Origin of the sequence: Haloferax prahovense DSM 18310, from assembly GCF_000336815.1 — an archaeon.
GTDB lineage: Archaea > Halobacteriota > Halobacteria > Halobacteriales > Haloferacaceae > Haloferax > Haloferax prahovense.
Map to the genome: position 1 here is coordinate 46,762 of NZ_AOLG01000047.1, position 17,144 is coordinate 63,905.

Genomic DNA, 17,144 nt, shown 5'->3' on the forward strand with positions numbered 1-17,144 from the left:
CCGCGCCTCACCGACGGTTCGGACGTGAACCTTCGCGGTCCGCTCGTCGAGGTCGGCGAGCCGCGTGACGTCGAAACGAAGTACGGCGAGCGCTCGCTGGCGGAGGTGACGCTCCGCCCCGAGCGCGGGACCGGAGACCCCGTGACCGTCACCCTCTGGGGGAAGTGGACCCACGCCGCCGAACACGCCGAACCGGGGATGGACCTGCTCGTCACCGACGCCGAGGAGTCCGAGTACCGCGGCGAGACGACCTATTCGACCGGCTCGGAGTCGTTCGTCGTCGTCGAACCCGACTTCCTCGTCGACGTGACCGACATCCGCTCGTGGGTGCAGTGCTCGCGGATGTACTACCTGAACAAGCTCTCGGGTATCCCGCTGAACTACCCGGTGGTGAAAGGGACCATCGTCCACGACGTGTTCGGCGACCTGCTCCGCGGCCGCGACCTCGACTCGTCCATCGACGAGCGCATCGACGAGCGCGGCCTCGAACTCGGCTTGCTCGGCCGCGAGGTCGACGAGGTCGCGGACGAGGTCCGCCGCAACGCCGCCGCCATCGAGGGCTGGCTCTCGCAGGGCGTCCTCACCGACGAAGACGAGTGGCGCTCCGAGTACACGCTCATCTCGCCGACGTTCGGCATCAAGGGCCGCGCCGACGCCCTCCGCCGGGGGTCGCCCGTCGAACTCAAGACCGGCAAGAACCTCAACCGCGACCCGCGGTTTCAGGACAAGATTCAGGCCGCCTCCTACGCGCTCATCCTCGAAGAGCGGGGCGTCCCGGTCGACACGGGGACGCTCCTCTACACCAAGAACACGACGCTCGACCGCACCGAGGAGTCTGGCGACCTCTCGCCGGCGAAGGACTTCTCCATCGGCCGCGGCCTCCTCGAGTTCGTCGTCCGCACCCGCAACGAAATCGCGGCGATGGAACACGACGCGTCGGTGCCGACCGGCTACGAGGTGAACTCGAAGTGCGAGTACTGCTTCGAGAAGGACACCTGCATGGTCGTCTCCGGCAGACTCGACCAGGAGTCGAAAGCCGGCGCAATCGGGAACCCGGTCCCCGAGGACGAACGCGACTACTTCGACCGCTTCTACCGCGCCGTCGAAGAAGAGCGCCGGGCGGTCCACAACGAATACCGAAAGCTCTGGGACCAGAGCGCCGAGGAGCGCGCCGACGACGACCGGGCGCTCATCGGCCTCGAACCCACCGGCCAGACCGAGCGCCCCGACGGCACGTGGGAACTCCGGGCGAAGCAGACCGACGACGCGGTGTCGAAGCTCCGCGCCGGCGACGTGGCGCTCGCCAGCGACGGCCACCCCGTCGAGGGGCACGCCGAACTCGCGCGCATCGTCGAACTCGGCGACGAGGTGGTCGTCACGACCGACGAACCCGTCCCGCTCCGCCGCCTCGACGTGTACCCCTCCGAACTCACCGTCGACCGCCTGCTCACCGCGCTCCACGACGCGGTGCTCAAGGGGTCGCCCGCCCGGAAAGACGTGCTGTTCGGCCGCCGCGACCCCGGGTTCTCGGACCGGTCTGTCGGCCGCACGTTCATCGACAACAACGACGCGCAGGACGACGCGGTGCGCCTCGCGGTCGACGCCGACGACCTCGCGCTCATCCACGGGCCGCCGGGGACGGGCAAGACCTACACCATCGCCCGGACCATCCGCGCGCTCGTCGAGGACGGCAACCGCGTCTTGCTTTCGGCCTTTACGAACCGCGCGGTTGACAACGCCCTCGAAGCTCTGCGCGACCAGGGGTTCGAGGATATTGTTCGTGTCGGAACCGAATCGGGCGTCCGCGAGGACATGCAGGACGTTCGGCTCTCGCGGAGCGGCGACCCGAACGCGCTCGCCGCCGCTCTCCACGACGCGCCGGTCGTCGCCGCGACCACCGCCTCCTGCGGGTCGCGCGTGATGCGCGAGCAGTCGTTCGACGCGGCGCTCGTCGACGAGGCGTCACAGATAACCGAACCGGGGACGCTCGCCGCCGTCAACCTCGCCGACCGGTTCGTCCTCGTCGGCGACCACAAACAGCTTCCGCCGGTCGTCCGCGCCGAAAACGACCTCCAGAAATCGCTGTTCCAGCGACTCATCGAGACGTATCCCGACGCCTCGGTCATGCTCGACCGGCAGTACCGCATGTCCCAGCGGATTCAGGCCTTTGCCTCCAAGGAGTTCTACGACGGCGCGCTCCGCCCGGCCACGGGCGCTGTCGCGTCTCAGCACCTCCGCGACCTCGGCGTCGACACCGCGGACCTCCCCGCCGAACTCGCGGACCAAGTCGCCTTCGTCGACCCCGACGGCCGGCGCGTCGGCAACACGAATCCCATCGAAGCCGACCGCGTGGCCGAGGTCGTCGCCGCCTACGAGGCCGCCGGCGTCGATACCGACGACATTGGCGTCATCGCGCCGTTCCGGGCGCAGGTCGCAGAAATCTCCCGGAGAACCGACGCGACCGTCGACACGGTCGACCGGTTCCAGGGCTCCTCGAAGGAGGTCATCGTCGTCTCCTTCGTCGCCACCGGCGACTTGGACGGCCCGCTGTTCGAGGACCACCGCCGCATCAACGTCGCGCTGACGCGGGCGAAAAAGGCGCTGTGTCTCGTCGGCGACGCCGACGCGCTCGAATCCGACCCGTTCTACGACCGGATGCTCGCGTGGGCGCGGCGGTAGGACGCTCGCCCGCGACCCCGGTCTCTGCCCCGGCCCCGGCCTCGTACCCGGACCCCGTCAGTCCACGTCGATGCCGAGGTCCGCCTCGTCGTCGCCGATTTCGGCCTTGACGCGCTCGTGGAACTCCCGGAGCGCCGCGCTCTCGTCTTCGGCGAGGACCACGTCGCTCGCGGTCAGCGTGGCGAGGCCGAACGCCCGGGGCGTCGGCGACGAGACCTGGTGGCCGACCACGTCTACGTCGCCCGCCCGAATCGCCGCAACCGCGTCCTCGATGGCGGCGAGGTTCAGTTTGTCTTCGAGAAGCTCGCGGTAGGTCTCTTCCATCACGGCGAACTCGTCGAGGTCCTGCGCGAACGACAGCAGCATCTCCGAGGAGACCTGCTGTTGGGCGGCGGACTTCTCGTAGCCCTTGTAGCGCTTGAGAATCATGAGCGAGCGCGTCGCGTTGATTCGGAAGTAGCGTTTCAGGAGGTCGGTCCCGTCGAGAGCGGCCCGCAGGTCGTCCTCGACTTCCTCGGGCGTCAGGTCGCGGAGGACGCCCGCAAGGTCGACTTTGCGGTTGAGCGGCATCGAGAGCGAAAAGCCGTTGTCGGCGACCGCGACCTGCACGTTCGCGTTCGTCCGGCGGGCCGCGTGGTACGCGAGGAGCCGCGAGAGGCCGTCGTTGAACCGCCGGCCGTAGGTGCAGTGGACGTAGAAGTGCCGGCGGTAGGTGTCGCGGTCGAGTTCGGTCTCGACGACGAATCTGTCGGGGGTCGCCACGCTCTCGGGACCGGCGTATCTGACCTGCTCGTCGAACATCCGCGTGACGGCGCGGACGCTGTTCTCGTCGAGCGGGAACTCCCGGAGCCACGACCTGACGGCGGGCGCGCCGCCGGCGTCGAGTCGGTCCACGAGGTCGGCCTGAAACGCGGCGAGTTCGCGGCCGAGGTCGTACGAAAGCGGCAGGCGTTCGGAGAACCACGAGGGGACCGTCGGGCGCTGTGCGGTGCGGTCGACGTACACCTTCGACCCGCGGCGGTAGCGGTACGCGAAGTGGTCGCCGCCGAGGACGAACACGTCGCCTTTCTCCAGCGTGTCGAGGTAGCCCTCGTCGAGCGTGCCGACCCACTGGTCGGCCCCGCGGACCAACACGTCGCAGGTAAAGGAGTCCGGAATCGTGCCGATGTTGGTCATGTAGATGACGCGGGCCATCCGACCGCGTTTGCCGATGAGGTGCTCGCCGACGGGGTACTCCTCGTAGTGGTGCTCGCCGTCCGGCGGGTCGTTGGTGTCGCGCCAGATTTTCGCGTAGACGTTCTTGTCTTCGAGGCCGTCGTAGTCGGCGGTGAGATAGCGGAACAGGCGCTCGAAGTCGTCGTCCGAGAAGTTCCGATACGGGTAGGCCCGCCGGAGCGTCTCGCGCAGTTCCGACTCGGGGCGAATCGCGTTGATGGCCATCCCGTACACCTGCTGGGCGGCCACGTCGAAGGCGTTCTCGGGGATGAACCCCCGGTCGACGAAGCCCGACTCGGCCTTCGAGAGCATCACCGCGCACTCGACGAGTTCGTCCCTGTCGAGAGCGATGACGCGACCCTCGACCGTCTGGCCGAGCTGGTGGCCCGCGCGGCCGACCCGCTGGAGGAGCGCGGCGACGGATTTGGGAGAGCCGACCTGTACCACGAGGTCGATGTGGGGCATGTCGATGCCGAGTTCGAGGCTCGTGGAGGTGGTGACCACGCGCAGCTCGCCGGCCTTTAGCTTCGACTCTATCTCCTGTCTGCGCTCTTTCGAGAGGCTCCCGTGGTGACAACCCGAGTTCGATTCGTCGATGTCGTCGAATCCCTCGCGGAGGTTGTGGAGGACGCGCTCCGCGCCCGACCGCGTGTTGGTGAACACGAGCGTGTTCGTGTGCGAGGCGACGAGGTCGTGCAGGCGGTCGTAAAATCGGCTCTGGACCTCGCTTCGGGGCGTCCGAATCAGGTCGTCGGTCGGACACTCCAGTTGCACGTCGAAGTCGCGGACGAACCGCGTGTCGACGAGTTCGTAGTCGCGGGGCTCGCCGTTCTCGCCGTCCTCGCGGCCGACGAGGAACTCCGCGACCGTGTCGAGGGGCTCGACGGTGGCCGAACAGCCGATGCGCGTCGGCGACGACTCGGCCAGGTCCTCCAGTCGCTCTAACGACACCGACAGATGGGTGCCGCGTTTGTTCTCCGCGAGGCTGTGAATCTCGTCGACGACGACGTACTCGACGGTTCGGAGCTTCTCTTTGAACTTCGGCGAGTTGAGCAGAATTGCCAGCGTCTCGGGCGTCGTGTTGAGTATGTGCGGCGTCTCCGAGAGCATCTTCTGGCGGTCCGCCGAGGAGGTGTCGCCGTGGCGGATGGCGTGTCTGATATCCACCGTCTCCCCGCGGTCGGCGACGATGTCGGCGATACCCTCTAACGGCTCGGTCAGATTCCGGTGGATGTCGTTGGCGAGCGACTTCAGCGGCGAGACGTAGAGGCAGTACACCGAGTTGTCGAGGCCGTCAGGCGACTCGCGCTCCCGGCGGAACAGCTCGTTGATGATGGCCGTGAAGGAGGCGAGCGTCTTTCCCGACCCCGTCGGCGCGCAGATGAGGGCGTTGTCGCCGTCGTGGATGCGCGGGATGGCCCCGCGCTGGGGCGGAGTGAAAAAGCCGCCGTTGCCGGGGACGAACTCCCCGAACCGGTCGACCCACCACTCCTGGACGGCGGGCTCCAACAGGTCGAGTACGTCCTCGTCGGCGACCGTCACCGACTCGGGGTCGAACTCGTAGTCGCCGCCTCTCGACGCGAGAAGCGAGCGGCCGCGCCGGGTCATTACCTCGGGGTTAGCCTGCGCGGGTATGAGGGTTGTGCCCGCGGCCGAGCCAGCGGGCGCAAGGACTAACGCCGCCGCCGTGGTATCTCGGCGCATGCGCGTCACGTTCCTCGGCACCGGTAGTGCGATGCCCGTCACCGGCCGCGCCCAGACCGGGCTCCTCCTCGAATCGGACAGCAACGCCCTCCTCGTGGACTGCGGGTCGGGCGTCCTCGCCCGACTCGCGGAGACGGAGGTCGGCTACGAGGGCGTCTCGTCTGTCCTCCTCACGCACCACCACCTCGACCACGTGTCGGACCTGATGGCGCTCGTAAAGGCCCGGTGGCTCGCCGGACAGGACCGCCTCGAAATCGTCGGCCCGGAAGGGACCGAGGACCTCGTCGAGGGGCTGTTCGACGTTCACGACTACCTAAAGGGACGCCTCGACGTGCAGATTCGGGAGGTCGGGCCGACCGAGTTCGGCGTCGCCGGCTTCGACGTGATGGGGTTCGAGGTCCGCCACTCGATGCCGACGCTCGCCTACCGCTTCAGCAACGAGCGGGGCGAGGCTGACTTCGTCTTCTCGGGGGACACCGAGGCGTTCTCCGCCCTCGGCGACTTCGCCGACGGCGCGAGCGTCCTCGCGCACGACTGCTCGTTCCCCGACGACGTGGACGTGTCGAACCATCCGACGCCGTCGCAGGTTGGCGAGGCGCTCGCCGGCTGTGACATCGATTCGGTCTACCTGACGCACCTCTACCCGCACGCCGACCGCGTCACCGACGACCTCCGGGCGAGCGTGAGCGAACAGTTCGACGGCGAGGTCCGGGTCGCAAAAGACGGCTTGGTCGTCGAACTCTGAGTTCGAGTCCGATTACTCTCCGCGGATGACGGTCCCGGGCGACTCGCCGGCGACGAACGCCGACAGCCCCTCGGGGCCGAAGACGTGCGCCGGCGCGCCGAGCGCGAGCAGTTTTCTGACCTTCGCGGCCATCCCGCCGGTCACGTCGGTCGACTCCGACCCGCCGAGCGCGTCGGCCGCGTCCGCGAACGCCGTAATCTCGGGAATCACGTCGCCGTCGGCGTCGAGGACGCCGGGGACGGTCGAACAGAGTCCGACGCGGTCCGCGCCGAGTCCGGACGCGAGCGACACCACGAGGTCGTCGCCGCTGACGATAGTCGCGCCCTTGCCCGCGTGCGCGATGACATCACCGTGGAGGACCGGGACGAAGCCCTCGTCGAGCATCGTCTCGGTCGCCGCGAGGGGAAGCGATAGCGAGCCGTCGGCCTCGCGCGCGCCGACCGAAAGCGGGTGGACCGGCAGGGCCGAGACGCCGCGGTCGGCGAGGGCGTCGAGGACGGCGTCGTTGAGTCGCTTCATCGCGTCGTGGATGGCGCGCACGCCGCGGGCGTCGTGGCTTCCGGACTCCGAGGAGACGCCGTGTTCGGCGGCGTGGTGGTGGCCGAAGCTCCCGCCGCCGTGGACGACGACGACGCGGCCCGACTCGGCGAGGGTCGCGACTGCGTCCGCCGCGGCCGCCAGCCCCGCCTCGTCCACCGTCTCCGGTTCGTCCTTGTCGGTGACGACGCTCCCACCGAGTTTGAGGACGACGAGGCTCACGCCGAGTCCTCCCCGTCTCCGTCGCGCTCGGCGTCCGCTTCGGGCGAGACCTCGACTCTGACGCCCTCGGTGGCGAGTTCGGCGCGGAAGGCGTCCTCGCAACCGGGGGTGAATCGGAGCGCGGTCTGGGTCTCGGGCGTCGGGTCGAGAGAGACGATACAGCCGCCGCCACCCGCGCCGGTCAGTTTCGCGCCGTACGCGCCGGCCTCGCGGGCGGCCCACACCATCGAGTCGAGCGAGCGCGAGGAGACGCCGAGGGCTTCGAGCAGGCCGTGGTTGAAGTTCATGAAGCGGCCGAGCTCCGAGAGGAGCTCCTCGGGCGGTTCGTCGGCGTCGGGGTCCGACTCGGCCAGCAGTTCCTCGCCCCGGCGGACGATGTCGCCGACGGTCGAGACCGTGTCGGCGGCGAAGTCGTACTCCTCGCGGAGCGCGCGGACGCCGGAGACGAGCGCACCGGTGTCGCCCGCACCGCCGTCGAAGCCGATGACGAACGGGAGCGGCGGCGCGTCGATGGTTCGGCAGTCGTCGCCCTCGACGCGGACGGCCCCGCCCATCGCGGAACAGAAGGTATCGGCGCGGGAGGCCTGTCCGTCCTGGACCTCGTGTTCGGCGTGGTAGGCGCGTTCTGCGATTTCGCGGGGTTCGAGTTCGACGCCGAGTTCGCGGGTCGCAGCGTCGATGCCGGCGACGACGACCGCCGCGGAGGAGCCGAGGCCGGCCCCGAGCGGGATATCGCTTTCGACGGTGATGTCGAAGCCGGCGTCGGGCGCGTCGGCGGCCTCGCGGGCCTGGTCGACCGCGGCGTCGATGTAGCCCATCGCGGCCTCCACGAGCGGTGCTGGAACGTCCACGTCGGGCCGGTCGCCGGTCGAGCCGCGGTACTCGACGGTGAAGCCGTTGAGACTCAGGTCCTCGGCGCGGACGCGGACGTGGTCGTCGTCGCGGGCGGCGACGGTGACGGTCGCCCGGCGCTCGACCGCGCAGGGGACCGCCGGTTCGCCGTAGACGACTGCGTGCTCCCCGAACAGGTACACCTTGCCGGGAGCGCTCGAAACGGTCATACCCCGGAGTTGCTACGGGATTCGCTTAAGGGTATCCGACCGCGGTCGAACCCGGCGGTGGTCGTCGGTGGGAACGGTCGCGGAAAAAGGTGTTCGGAGCCGCCGGCTCAGGCGTCGATTTCGACTTCGTCGCGCTCCTCGTCGTCGAGGTCGGCCAGTTCGTCGAGGTCGCCGCCGCCGCCGCGGATGTAGCGAACCGCCGCGGCGATGCCGACGAGGAGGACGAACCCGACGAGCAGCGCCATACCGGGGCCGCCGCTCGACTCGGATTCGTCGGTCTCGTCGGCGTCGAGTTCCGCGTCGTAGTCGTCGTACGATTCGTCCTCGGCTTCGAGTGCCGCCGCCTCGTCGCCGCCGCGCTTGGAGAGGAGTGGCGCGCTGTTGGTCGGGCTGAACTCGAAGCCGTCGTGCAGGTGGACCTCGAAGAGGGTGAAGTCGGCCATACCCATCAGTACGCTCACAAGATGGATATGCCTTGTGGCGACGGGACGACGCGGGTCGCCGTGAGACGCGAGGACCTCGACCCGCGGTGACTCCCGGTGGGGTGTGCTTGATTCGCTGTGTTCTTGTTTCGCCGCTCGTCAACGTCTCGTATGGACGACGACCGACGCGCCTTCCTCGAAGACCTGCTCACCACACCCAGTCCGTCCGGCTACGAAGTCGCCGGCCAGCGCGTGTGGGTGGACTACGTCTCGCAGTTCGCCGACGACGTGACGGTCGACGACTACGGCAACGCCGTCGCGGTCCACGAAGGCACCGGCGAGGGCCCCGAAATCGCCTTCACCGGCCACGCGGACCAAATCGGCTACATCGTCCGCGACATCGACGACGACGGCTTCGTCCGCATCGGTCCCATCGGCGGCGCGGACCGCACCGTCTCGAAGGGCCAGCACGTGACGGTCCACGGCGACGACGGCGACGTGGCCGGCGTCATCGGCCAGACCGCCATCCACCTCCGCGACGTGGGAAGCGAGGAGTACGACGACCTCGAAGAGCAGTTCGTCGACATCGGCGCGACGAGCAAGGGCGACGCGAAAGACCACGTCGAGGTCGGCGACCCAGTGACGGTCGAAGCGCGGGTCCGCGACCTCGCGGGCGACCGCGTCGCCGCCAACGGGATGGACAACCGCGTCGGTACGTGGTCGGCCGCGGAGGGCCTCCGCGCCGCCGTCGAGGCCGACGTGGACGCGACGGTGTACGCCGTCAGCACGGTTCAGGAGGAAGTCGGCGTGCAGGGCGCGAAGATGGTCGGCTACGACCTCGACCCCGACGCGATGGTCGCCGTCGACGTGACCCACGCGACGGACAACCCCGACGTGCCCGGCAAGCGCAAGGGCCCGGTCGAACTCGGCGAGGGGCCGGTCGTCTCCCGCGGGAGCGCGAACCACCCCACCGTCGTCTCACTCGCCCGCGACGCGGCCAAAGACGCCGACATCGGCGTGCAGTTACAGGCCGCCGGCATCCGCACGGGCACCGACGCCGACGCCTTCTACACGAGTCGCTCCGGCATCCCGTCGCTCAACATCGGCATCCCGAACCGCTACATGCACACGCCCGTCGAAGTGGTCTCCACGAGCGACCTCGACGACGTGGCCGAACTGCTCGGGTCGATGGCCGCGCTCGCGGGCGACGTGGACTCGTTCGGCGTCGAACTGTAGACGGGCGCACGTCGGCCCCGCGCGCTGTGCGTAGTTGTCGCACACGTCTCCGGGCGAAAGAAAACCGTTAAAAGTCGCCACACGGTGTTTCCACGTATGGCTGGAACTATCGAAGTACTCGTTCCCGGCGGGAAGGCGAACCCCGGTCCGCCGCTCGGCCCGGAACTCGGCCCGACCCCTGTCGACGTCCAGGACGTCGTCAACGACATCAACGACCAGACGGCTGCCTTCGACGGCATGGAAGTCCCCGTCACCGTCGAGTACGACGACGACGGCTCGTTCAGCATCGAAGTCGGCGTCCCGCCGACGGCGGCGCTCATCAAGGACGAAGTCGGATTCGACACCGGCAGCGGCGAACCCCAGGAGAACTTCGTCGCCGACATGTCCATCGAACAGCTGAAGAAGGTCGCAGAGCAGAAGTCCTCTGACCTGCTCTCGTACGACCTCAAGAACGCCTCGAAGGAAGTCGCCGGGACGTGTGCGTCCCTCGGCGTCACCATCGAGGGCGAAGACGCCCGCACGTTCAAGCAGCGCATCGACGGCGGCGACTTCGACGACCACTTCGACGACGAGTAATCGTCTCGGAACCGTCTCGGCGGTTCGAACCGCCCTTTCCGTCGGGCCGAGTCGACTCGGCCCGCTTTCTTCTCTCCACAGACCCGACTCGGCCCGGAGCGGCCCGACCGTCGATGACCTCGCATCGCCCGCGTGCTCGCCAGCCCGCATGTGTGGCTGTGGCACGCGAAACCCCCGAATTCGGGGGTTTCGGCTCCCGTAGTTCGACGGACTTAAGTTGAGCCTACTCGTCCTGCCGGACGAGGCAGGCAGTAGCCTGTTTCACTGACCCGTAGGAGCAATCCTGCGTACTACGGAGGTGAATAATGGCAGACACAATAGTTGACGCAGTCTCTCGCGCACTCGACGAGGCACCTGGGCGGAACTTCCGCGAAACGGTTGACCTCGCCGTGAACTTGCGAGACTTAGATCTTAACGACCCGTCGAAGCGTGTCGACGAGAGCATCGTGCTCCCGTCTGGCACCGGCCAGGACACCCAGATTGTGGTGTTCGCGACCGGTGAAACCGCGCTCCGCGCAGAGGATGCCGCCGACGAAGTTCTCGGGCCCGATGAGCTCGAAGACTTCGGCGACGACACCGATGCGGCGAAAGACCTTGCCGACGAGACCGACTTCTTCGTTGCCGAGGCTGGACTGATGCAGGACATCGGTCGCTACCTCGGTACCGTGCTCGGTCCCCGTGGTAAGATGCCGACCCCGCTTCAGCCCGACGACGACGTCGTCGAGACGGTGAACCGGATGAAGAACACGGTGCAGCTCCGCTCGCGCGACCGTCGCACGTTCCACACGCGCGTCGGCGCAGACGACATGACGCCCGACGAAATCGCGGAGAACATCGACGTCATCGTCCGTCGTCTCGAAGCGACGCTCGAAAAGGGCCCGCTCAACATCGACTCCGTCTACGTGAAGACGACGATGGGGCCGTCCGTGGAGGTGCCCGAATGAGCGAGTCCGAGGTGCGGCAGACCGAGGTCATCCCGCAGTGGAAGCGTGAAGAGGTCGACGAGCTCGTCGACTTCATCGAATCCTACGAATCCGTCGGCGTCGTCGGCGTCGCGGGCATCCCGAGCCGCCAGCTCCAGGCCATGCGCCGCGAGCTTCACGGCTCGGCCGCGGTGCGCATGAGCCGCAACACGCTCGTGAACCGCGCGCTCGACGAAGTCGACGACGGCTTCGAGGACCTCAAGGAGTACATCGCCGGGCAGGTCGCCCTCATCGGCACGAACGACAACCCGTTCGCCCTGTTCAAGGAGCTCGAGGCGTCGAAGACGCCCGCGCCCATCAACGCCGGTGAAGTCGCCCCGAACGACATCGTCATCCCCGAGGGTGACACCGGTGTCGACCCGGGTCCGTTCGTCGGCGAACTCCAGCAGGTCGGGGCGTCCGCCCGCATCATGGACGGCTCGATCAAGGTGACCGAAGACTCCAACGTCCTCTCTGAGGGCGAGGAAGTCTCCGAGGAACTCGCAAACGTCCTGGCGGAGCTCGGCATCGAACCCAAGGAGGTCGGTCTCGACCTCCGCGGCGTCTTCTCCGAAGGCGTCCTGTTCGAGCCCGACGAACTCGCCATCGACGTGGACGAGTACCGCGCCGACATCCAGTCGGCCGTCTCCGCCGCGACGAACCTCTCTGTCAACGCGGTCTACCCGACCGCCCAGACCGCGCCGACGCTCATCGCCAAGGCGACGAGCGAGGCCAAGGCAGTCGGTCTGTTCGCCAACATCGAGAGCCCGGACTTCATGCCCGAGCTCATCTCGAAGGCGGACGCCCAGCTTCGGGCGCTCGCGGCGAACATCGACGACGAAGAGGCGCTCCCCGAGGAACTCCGCGGCGTGTCCGCGGCTGACACGGGTGCCGCCGAGGAAGAAGAATCGACTGACGAAGAAGCAGCGGACGCCGACGAGGCAGACGCCGACGAAGACGCCGCCGAAGACGACGGCGACGACGAAGACGCTGGCGACGCCCTCGGCTCCCTGTTCTAACAACACACAAGGTACACAACAATGGAATACGTCTACGCTGCGCTCATCCTGAACGAGTCGGACGAAGAGGTCAACGAAGAGAACATCACCGCGGTCCTCGAGGCCGCCGGTGTCGATGTCGAAGAGTCCCGCGTCAAGGCGCTCGTCGCCGCGCTCGAGGACGTCGACATCGAAGAGGCCATCGAGACGGCCGCCGCTGCCCCCGCGCCCGCCGCGGGCGGTTCCGCCGGTGGCGAGGTCGAGGCCGCTGACGACGACGACGAGGAAGACGCCGAAGAAGAGGCCGCTGACGAAGGCGGCGACGACGACGACGACGACGAAGAAGCCGACGGCGAGGGCCTCGGCGCGCTCTTCGGCTAACTCCCGCGAGACTCAGCCGCATCCGCGGCGACGCTCGCTTCGAAACTCCGATTTCTTTCGACGCAACTCACCAGCGGCAGTTCTGGTCGCGTGTTCGCCGGTTCGGACGCGGGCCGCGCCACCGTCACGCCGGTGCCGAGCGCGTAGCTTCATATCGAAAGCCGAAGCCACTCCGGCGCGATGTTCCTCACCGGCGGGGCAGTCGTCCCCCTGTTCGCTCGAGCGGTGGCGCTCGCGTCGCCCGTCGCGACCGACCCGACGACCGCCGCCCTCCTCGGCGTGGTCGTCGGCGTCTGCCTCGGGACCTGCTCGGGCCTCATTCCCGGCCTTCACGCGAACGCGTTCGCGCTGCTCCTCGCCGGCGTCGCGTCCGAGTTCCCCGGCCCGCCGGTCGCCGTCGCGGCCGCCGTCCTCGCCGCGTCGACCGTCCACACCTTCCTCGACGTGGTGCCGGCGCTGACGCTCGGCGTACCCGACGCCGCGCTCGCGCCGGGCGCACTGCCGGCGCACAAACTCGTCCTCGGCGGGAGGGGGCGCGAGGCGCTTCGGCTGTCGGCGCTCGGTAGCGGCGCGGCGCTCTGTCTGGCGGTGCCGGTCGCGGTGCCGCTCACCGAGGTACTGGTCGAGGGCTATCCCGTCGTCCGGGACCACCTGTGGGTGGTGCTCGCCGCCGTCGCTGCCGCGCTCGTCTGGACCGAACCGAGTCGGCGGGCCAAACTGGCGGCCTGCGTGACCATCGTCGCCTCGACCGGGCTGGGCCTCGCGGTCCTCGACCGGCCGTTCGGGGGGCCGCTTCCGGTCGGTGGCGTCTTGGCCCCGCTCTTGGCCGGCCTGTTCGGCGTCCCGGTCCTCTTGGCGGCGCGACGCGGCGCGGGTGTCCCGCCGCAGGGCGATGCCGCGCTCGCAACGTCGCCGCTGGCGGTCGCTCGGAGCGTCGCCGCGGGGACCGGCGGGGGCGCGTTCGTCGGCTACCTCCCGGGCGTCTCCGCCGGCGTCGCCGGGACGCTCGCGCTGGCCGCGCTCCCCGGCCGCGACCCCGACGAATCGACGCGGGCCTACGTCACGGCGACGAGCGCCGCCACGACGGCGACGACGGTGTTCGCGCTGTTCGCACTCGCCGGGTTGGGGACGCCCAGAACGGGCGCACTCGTCGCGCTCACGGAGGCGGAACTCCCGACCGGACTCGGTCTCGCGGTGCCGGTGACGGTCGTCTCGGGGCTCTGCGGGGCGGTGTTGGTGCCGGTCGTCGGCGACCGGGCGCTCGCAGTCGTCGGGAGACTCGACCAGCGCCGACTCGTCACCGCCGTCTGCGCCCTCCTCGTCGCGCTCTCGTGGGCGTTCGCCGGAGTCGGCGGCGTCGTCGTCCTCGCCGTCGCCGGGGCTGTCGGCCATCTCCCCGTTCGGTTCGGCTGTCGGCGCGTCCACCTGATGTGCGTCCTCATGGGGCCGCTGATAATCGGATGAGTCGTGTCCACGCGGGGCACGGATTTCCCCCAGCAGAACCCGGAAAGACAACGGTTAAAAGTCGCGCGCCGGTTTATGAGCGTATGAGCGAGTCCGAACAGCGACACGCGCACCAGTGTGTGTCCTGTGGCATCAACATCGCCGGCATGAGCGCGGCGACGTTCAAGTGCCCCGACTGTGGCCAGGAGATTTCGCGTTGTTCCAAGTGCCGCAAGCAGAGCAACCTCTACGAGTGCCCCGACTGCGGATTCATGGGTCCATAATCATGGGAAAAGTAGCTGCTAAAATCAAGGTCATGCCGAACAGCCCCGAGCTCGACCTCGACAACCTCGAGGACGCGCTCGAAGACTCCCTGCCCGAGGGTGCGAAAATCAAGGGCTTCGAACGCGACGACGTCGCGTTCGGACTCGTCGCCCTCCTGCCGACGGTCATCGTCCCCGACGACGCCGGTGGCACCGAGGCCGTCGAAGAGGCGTTCATCGAAGTCGAAGGCGTCGAGAGCGTCTCCGTCGAGAACGTCGGCCGTATCTGAACTGACGACCGACCTTTTTCGAAGTCCCGTCCCCGGAGCGACCGCGTTCGACCGCCGTCAGCGGCGCTCCATGAAGTAGACGCCGAGGACGACGCCGAACGTGAGCCCGAGCATCACGCCGATGGCCAGGGAGTCGCCGATGACGCCCGCGACGCCGCCGAGAAGGAAGCCGATGGCCAGCCCGATACCGAACTGCTCGGCGCTGTGGCTCGACCCCTCGTGGTCGTCGGAATCGACCATCACACGGTCGGTCGGTTCGGCGTAGCTCTGTCGCTGTACGGACTCCGCGCTCAGGGTGACTGACTCCTGGGACATACCTCATTATTCATCGTGCTATTCAATAACCCTTACTCGCGTTCTCAACTTTCGACAACGGCCGGTGCGCGAGGGCGCTCGAGAGCGCGTGAAGACGAGTCGAAGCGGACTTCGACGCCTCAGAACGCCGCGTCGAACGCCCGCTGCAGGTCGGTCTTCATGTCGTCGATGTGCTCGATGCCGACGGAGACGCGGACGAGGCCGTCGGTGAGACCCGCTTCGAGTCGCTCCTCGCGGGGGATGGCCGCGTGGGTCATCGCCGCGGGCTGTTCGATGAGGCTCTCGACGCCACCGAGGCTCTCGGCGAGCGTGAACACTTCGGTCTCCTCGACGACGGTCGAGGCCTGTTCGAGCGAGCCGTCGAGTTCGAACGAGAGCATCCCACCGAAGTCGTCCATCTGCTCGGCCGCGAGGTCGTGCTGCGGGTGCGAGTCGAGACCGGGGTAGAACACCTCGGAGACCGCCTCGTGGTCGTCGAGCCACGCGGCGAGTTCGCGGGCGTTGTCGCAGTGGCGGTCCATTCGAACCGGGAGCGTCTTCGTCCCGCGGAGGACGAGGAAGCAGTCGAACGGCGAGGGCGTCGCGCCGACGGAGTTCTGGTAGAACGCTATCTCCTCGTCTAACTCCGCGTCGTCGGTGACGAGCGCGCCGCCGACGACGTCGGAGTGACCCCCGAGGTACTTCGTCAACGAGTGCGAGACGATGTCCGCGCCGTGGTCGAGCGGGCGCTGGAGATACGGCGTGGCGAAGGTGTTGTCGACGGCGCACAGCGCGTCGACCTCGTGGGCGATGTCAGCGAGCGCCTCGATGTCGTTGACGCGCATGAGCGGGTTCGTCGGCGTCTCGACCCACACGAGTTCGGTCCCGTCGCGGACGGTGTCGCGGACGGCGTCGTGGTCGGTGGTGTCGACGAAGTCGAACTCGAGGTCGTACTTCTCGTAGACCTGCGTGAAGATGCGGTGGGTGCCGCCGTAGACGTCGTTGCCGGCGACGACGTGGTCGCCCGCTTCGAGGAGGTTGAGAACGGTGTTTATCGCGCCCATCCCCGAGGAGAAGGCGCGGCCGTGCGAGCCGTGTTCGAGCGCCGCGAGGTTCGATTCGAGGTCGGTTCGTGTCGGGTTCCCCGTGCGGGAGTACTCGTATCCGCGGTGGTCACCCGGCCCGTCTTGGGCGTACGTCGAGTTCGCGTAGATGGGCGTCATGAGCGCCCCCGTCTCCTCGTCGGGCTCCTGTCCCGCGTGGATGGCGCGCGTCTCGATGCGTCGCTCGTCTTCGGACATACGAGAAGCGCCGCGCCGACTCGGGTTAAGTCCGTCCCTCCCGCACGACCACGCGGGGGACACACACGCGCGGTTCGTAACGTGCAATTTATAATGGCGACGCAAGTATTCGTTCTCACGACTATGCCGAGCTCCAACGGTCCGATGAAGGGGACGCGAGGAAAGCTCTCGAACAAGCCGCGCGAGCGCGGCACTTCGCCGCCGCAGCGCGCTATCGCGGAATTCGAGGAGGGCCAGAAGGTCCACCTCAACATCGACCCGAGCGTTCGCGAGGGTCGTTTCCACCCGCGCTTCAACGGTCTCACCGGTGAAGTCACCGGGAAGCAGGGCCGCGCGTTCAAGGTCCAGATCAACGACGGCGGCAAAGAGAAGACGGTCATCGTCCGTCCCGCTCACCTGCGCGCCCAGCAGTAAGCGATGACCATCTTCAAAGAAAAGCTCGACGAGGAGTATCTGACGACCTCCGAGGTCAAGGAACTGCTCGCCGAGGTTGAGGCGGAACGCGCCGCCGACGAAGAGCGCGAGATGCGCTACGAACTGGCCCGTGCGATAGAACACGTCAACCGGTTCGCCCACCTCGACCCCGAGGAATCTCGCGAACTCGTCGAGGAGCTCGCCGAGCTCGAGAAGGTCGACGGTCCGACCGCCATCAAAATCGCGGACCTCCTCCCGCAGTCGCGCGACGAACTTCGCGCGGTGTTCGCCCAGCAGCGCTACGCGCTCTCGGGCGACGAACTCGACGAAATCCTCAACGTCGTCGCGAAGTACGTCTGACCGCGTGACAGCGCGGCCAACTATTTAAATATCGGCTCGCC

General features: G+C 68.1%; 18 protein-coding genes. 12 read left to right on the forward strand and 6 right to left on the reverse strand.

Annotation, left to right across the window (positions count from 1 at the left end; genetic code table 11):
* Positions 1-24: 24 nt before the first annotated feature.
* The gene (locus tag C457_RS12040) at positions 25-2,679 is read left to right on the forward strand and encodes an AAA domain-containing protein (protein ID WP_008094964.1); all 2,655 of its coding nucleotides are present in this window, start codon (positions 25-27) and stop codon (positions 2,677-2,679) included.
* Between the two features lie 57 nt (positions 2,680-2,736).
* On the opposite strand, the gene C457_RS12045 is transcribed toward C457_RS12040, so the two are convergent.
* Positions 2,737-5,502 carry an ATP-dependent helicase gene (locus tag C457_RS12045; protein WP_008094965.1) on the reverse strand — a complete coding sequence of 922 codons (2,766 nt, stop codon included), beginning with the start codon at positions 5,500-5,502 and terminating at the stop codon, positions 2,737-2,739.
* A gap of 94 nt (positions 5,503-5,596) precedes the next feature.
* Here C457_RS12045 and C457_RS12050 point away from each other — a divergent pair, with 94 nt between their 5' ends.
* Positions 5,597-6,343, forward strand: a complete 747-nt coding sequence (locus C457_RS12050) for an MBL fold metallo-hydrolase (protein WP_008094966.1) — start codon at positions 5,597-5,599, stop codon at positions 6,341-6,343.
* Positions 6,344-6,355: 12 nt separating this feature from the next.
* Here the strand turns inward: C457_RS12050 and C457_RS12055 are convergent, their stop codons facing one another.
* The 3 genes from C457_RS12055 to C457_RS12065 all read right to left on the reverse strand — a co-directional run bounded on the left by C457_RS12055 (position 6,356) and on the right by C457_RS12065 (position 8,606).
* On the reverse strand, positions 6,356-7,102 hold the full coding sequence (locus tag C457_RS12055; RefSeq protein ID WP_008094968.1) for an isopentenyl phosphate kinase: 747 nt from the start codon (positions 7,100-7,102) through the stop codon (positions 6,356-6,358).
* Complete coding sequence (gene mvk / locus C457_RS12060) at positions 7,099-8,163, reverse strand: mevalonate kinase (protein WP_008094970.1); 1,065 nt, start codon at positions 8,161-8,163, stop codon at positions 7,099-7,101. Before mvk ends, C457_RS12055 begins: the two co-directional genes overlap by 4 nt.
* 107 nt (positions 8,164-8,270) lie before the next feature.
* On the reverse strand, positions 8,271-8,606 hold the full coding sequence (locus C457_RS12065) for a hypothetical protein (protein ID WP_049913569.1): 336 nt from the start codon (positions 8,604-8,606) through the stop codon (positions 8,271-8,273).
* Between the two features lie 150 nt (positions 8,607-8,756).
* Here C457_RS12065 and C457_RS12070 point away from each other — a divergent pair, with 150 nt between their 5' ends.
* The 8 genes from C457_RS12070 to C457_RS12105 all read left to right on the forward strand — a co-directional run bounded on the left by C457_RS12070 (position 8,757) and on the right by C457_RS12105 (position 14,734).
* Entirely contained in the window at positions 8,757-9,821 is a 1,065-nt protein-coding gene (locus C457_RS12070; protein ID WP_008094975.1) for a M42 family peptidase, read from the forward strand.
* A 96-nt stretch (positions 9,822-9,917) separates the two neighbouring features.
* Positions 9,918-10,397, forward strand: a complete 480-nt coding sequence (locus tag C457_RS12075; RefSeq protein ID WP_008094977.1) for a 50S ribosomal protein L11 — start codon at positions 9,918-9,920, stop codon at positions 10,395-10,397.
* Between the two features lie 305 nt (positions 10,398-10,702).
* On the forward strand, positions 10,703-11,341 hold the full coding sequence (locus C457_RS12080) for a 50S ribosomal protein L1 (RefSeq protein WP_008094979.1): 639 nt from the start codon (positions 10,703-10,705) through the stop codon (positions 11,339-11,341).
* Positions 11,338-12,378 carry a 50S ribosomal protein L10 gene (locus C457_RS12085; RefSeq protein ID WP_008094981.1) on the forward strand — a complete coding sequence of 347 codons (1,041 nt, stop codon included), beginning with the start codon at positions 11,338-11,340 and terminating at the stop codon, positions 12,376-12,378. The genes C457_RS12080 and C457_RS12085 overlap by 4 nt, the downstream gene beginning before the upstream one ends.
* Positions 12,379-12,399: 21 nt before the next feature.
* The gene (rpl12p, locus tag C457_RS12090; protein ID WP_004974573.1) at positions 12,400-12,738 is read left to right on the forward strand and encodes a 50S ribosomal protein P1; all 339 of its coding nucleotides are present in this window, start codon (positions 12,400-12,402) and stop codon (positions 12,736-12,738) included.
* 180 nt (positions 12,739-12,918) lie between these two features.
* Positions 12,919-14,202, forward strand: coding sequence for a tripartite tricarboxylate transporter permease (locus tag C457_RS12095; RefSeq protein WP_008094983.1), 1,284 nt, complete (start codon positions 12,919-12,921; stop codon positions 14,200-14,202).
* 83 nt (positions 14,203-14,285) lie between these two features.
* Positions 14,286-14,465 (forward strand): HVO_2753 family zinc finger protein, encoded by a 180-nt coding sequence (locus C457_RS12100; protein ID WP_004042997.1) that lies wholly within the window; start codon positions 14,286-14,288, stop codon positions 14,463-14,465.
* Between the two features lie 2 nt (positions 14,466-14,467).
* On the forward strand, positions 14,468-14,734 hold the full coding sequence (locus C457_RS12105; RefSeq protein ID WP_004969379.1) for an elongation factor 1-beta: 267 nt from the start codon (positions 14,468-14,470) through the stop codon (positions 14,732-14,734).
* Between the two features lie 57 nt (positions 14,735-14,791).
* On the opposite strand, the gene C457_RS12110 is transcribed toward C457_RS12105, so the two are convergent.
* Positions 14,792-15,049, reverse strand: a complete 258-nt coding sequence (locus tag C457_RS12110) for a hypothetical protein (protein WP_004974577.1) — start codon at positions 15,047-15,049, stop codon at positions 14,792-14,794.
* 119 nt (positions 15,050-15,168) lie between these two features.
* A complete protein-coding gene (locus C457_RS12115; protein WP_008094991.1) occupies positions 15,169-16,329 on the reverse strand; it encodes a cystathionine gamma-synthase in 1,161 nt (386 codons plus the stop codon).
* Positions 16,330-16,452: 123 nt separating this feature from the next.
* On the opposite strand from C457_RS12115, the gene C457_RS12120 reads away from it, so the two are divergent.
* Together C457_RS12120 and C457_RS12125 are read left to right on the forward strand one after the other, a co-directional pair.
* Positions 16,453-16,743 carry a 50S ribosomal protein L21e gene (locus C457_RS12120; protein WP_004061361.1) on the forward strand — a complete coding sequence of 97 codons (291 nt, stop codon included), beginning with the start codon at positions 16,453-16,455 and terminating at the stop codon, positions 16,741-16,743.
* Between the two features lie 3 nt (positions 16,744-16,746).
* Positions 16,747-17,103: an RNA polymerase Rpb4 family protein gene (locus C457_RS12125; protein ID WP_004042989.1), complete on the forward strand. Its 357-nt coding sequence runs from the start codon at positions 16,747-16,749 to the stop codon at positions 17,101-17,103.
* Positions 17,104-17,144: the final 41 nt, after the last annotated feature.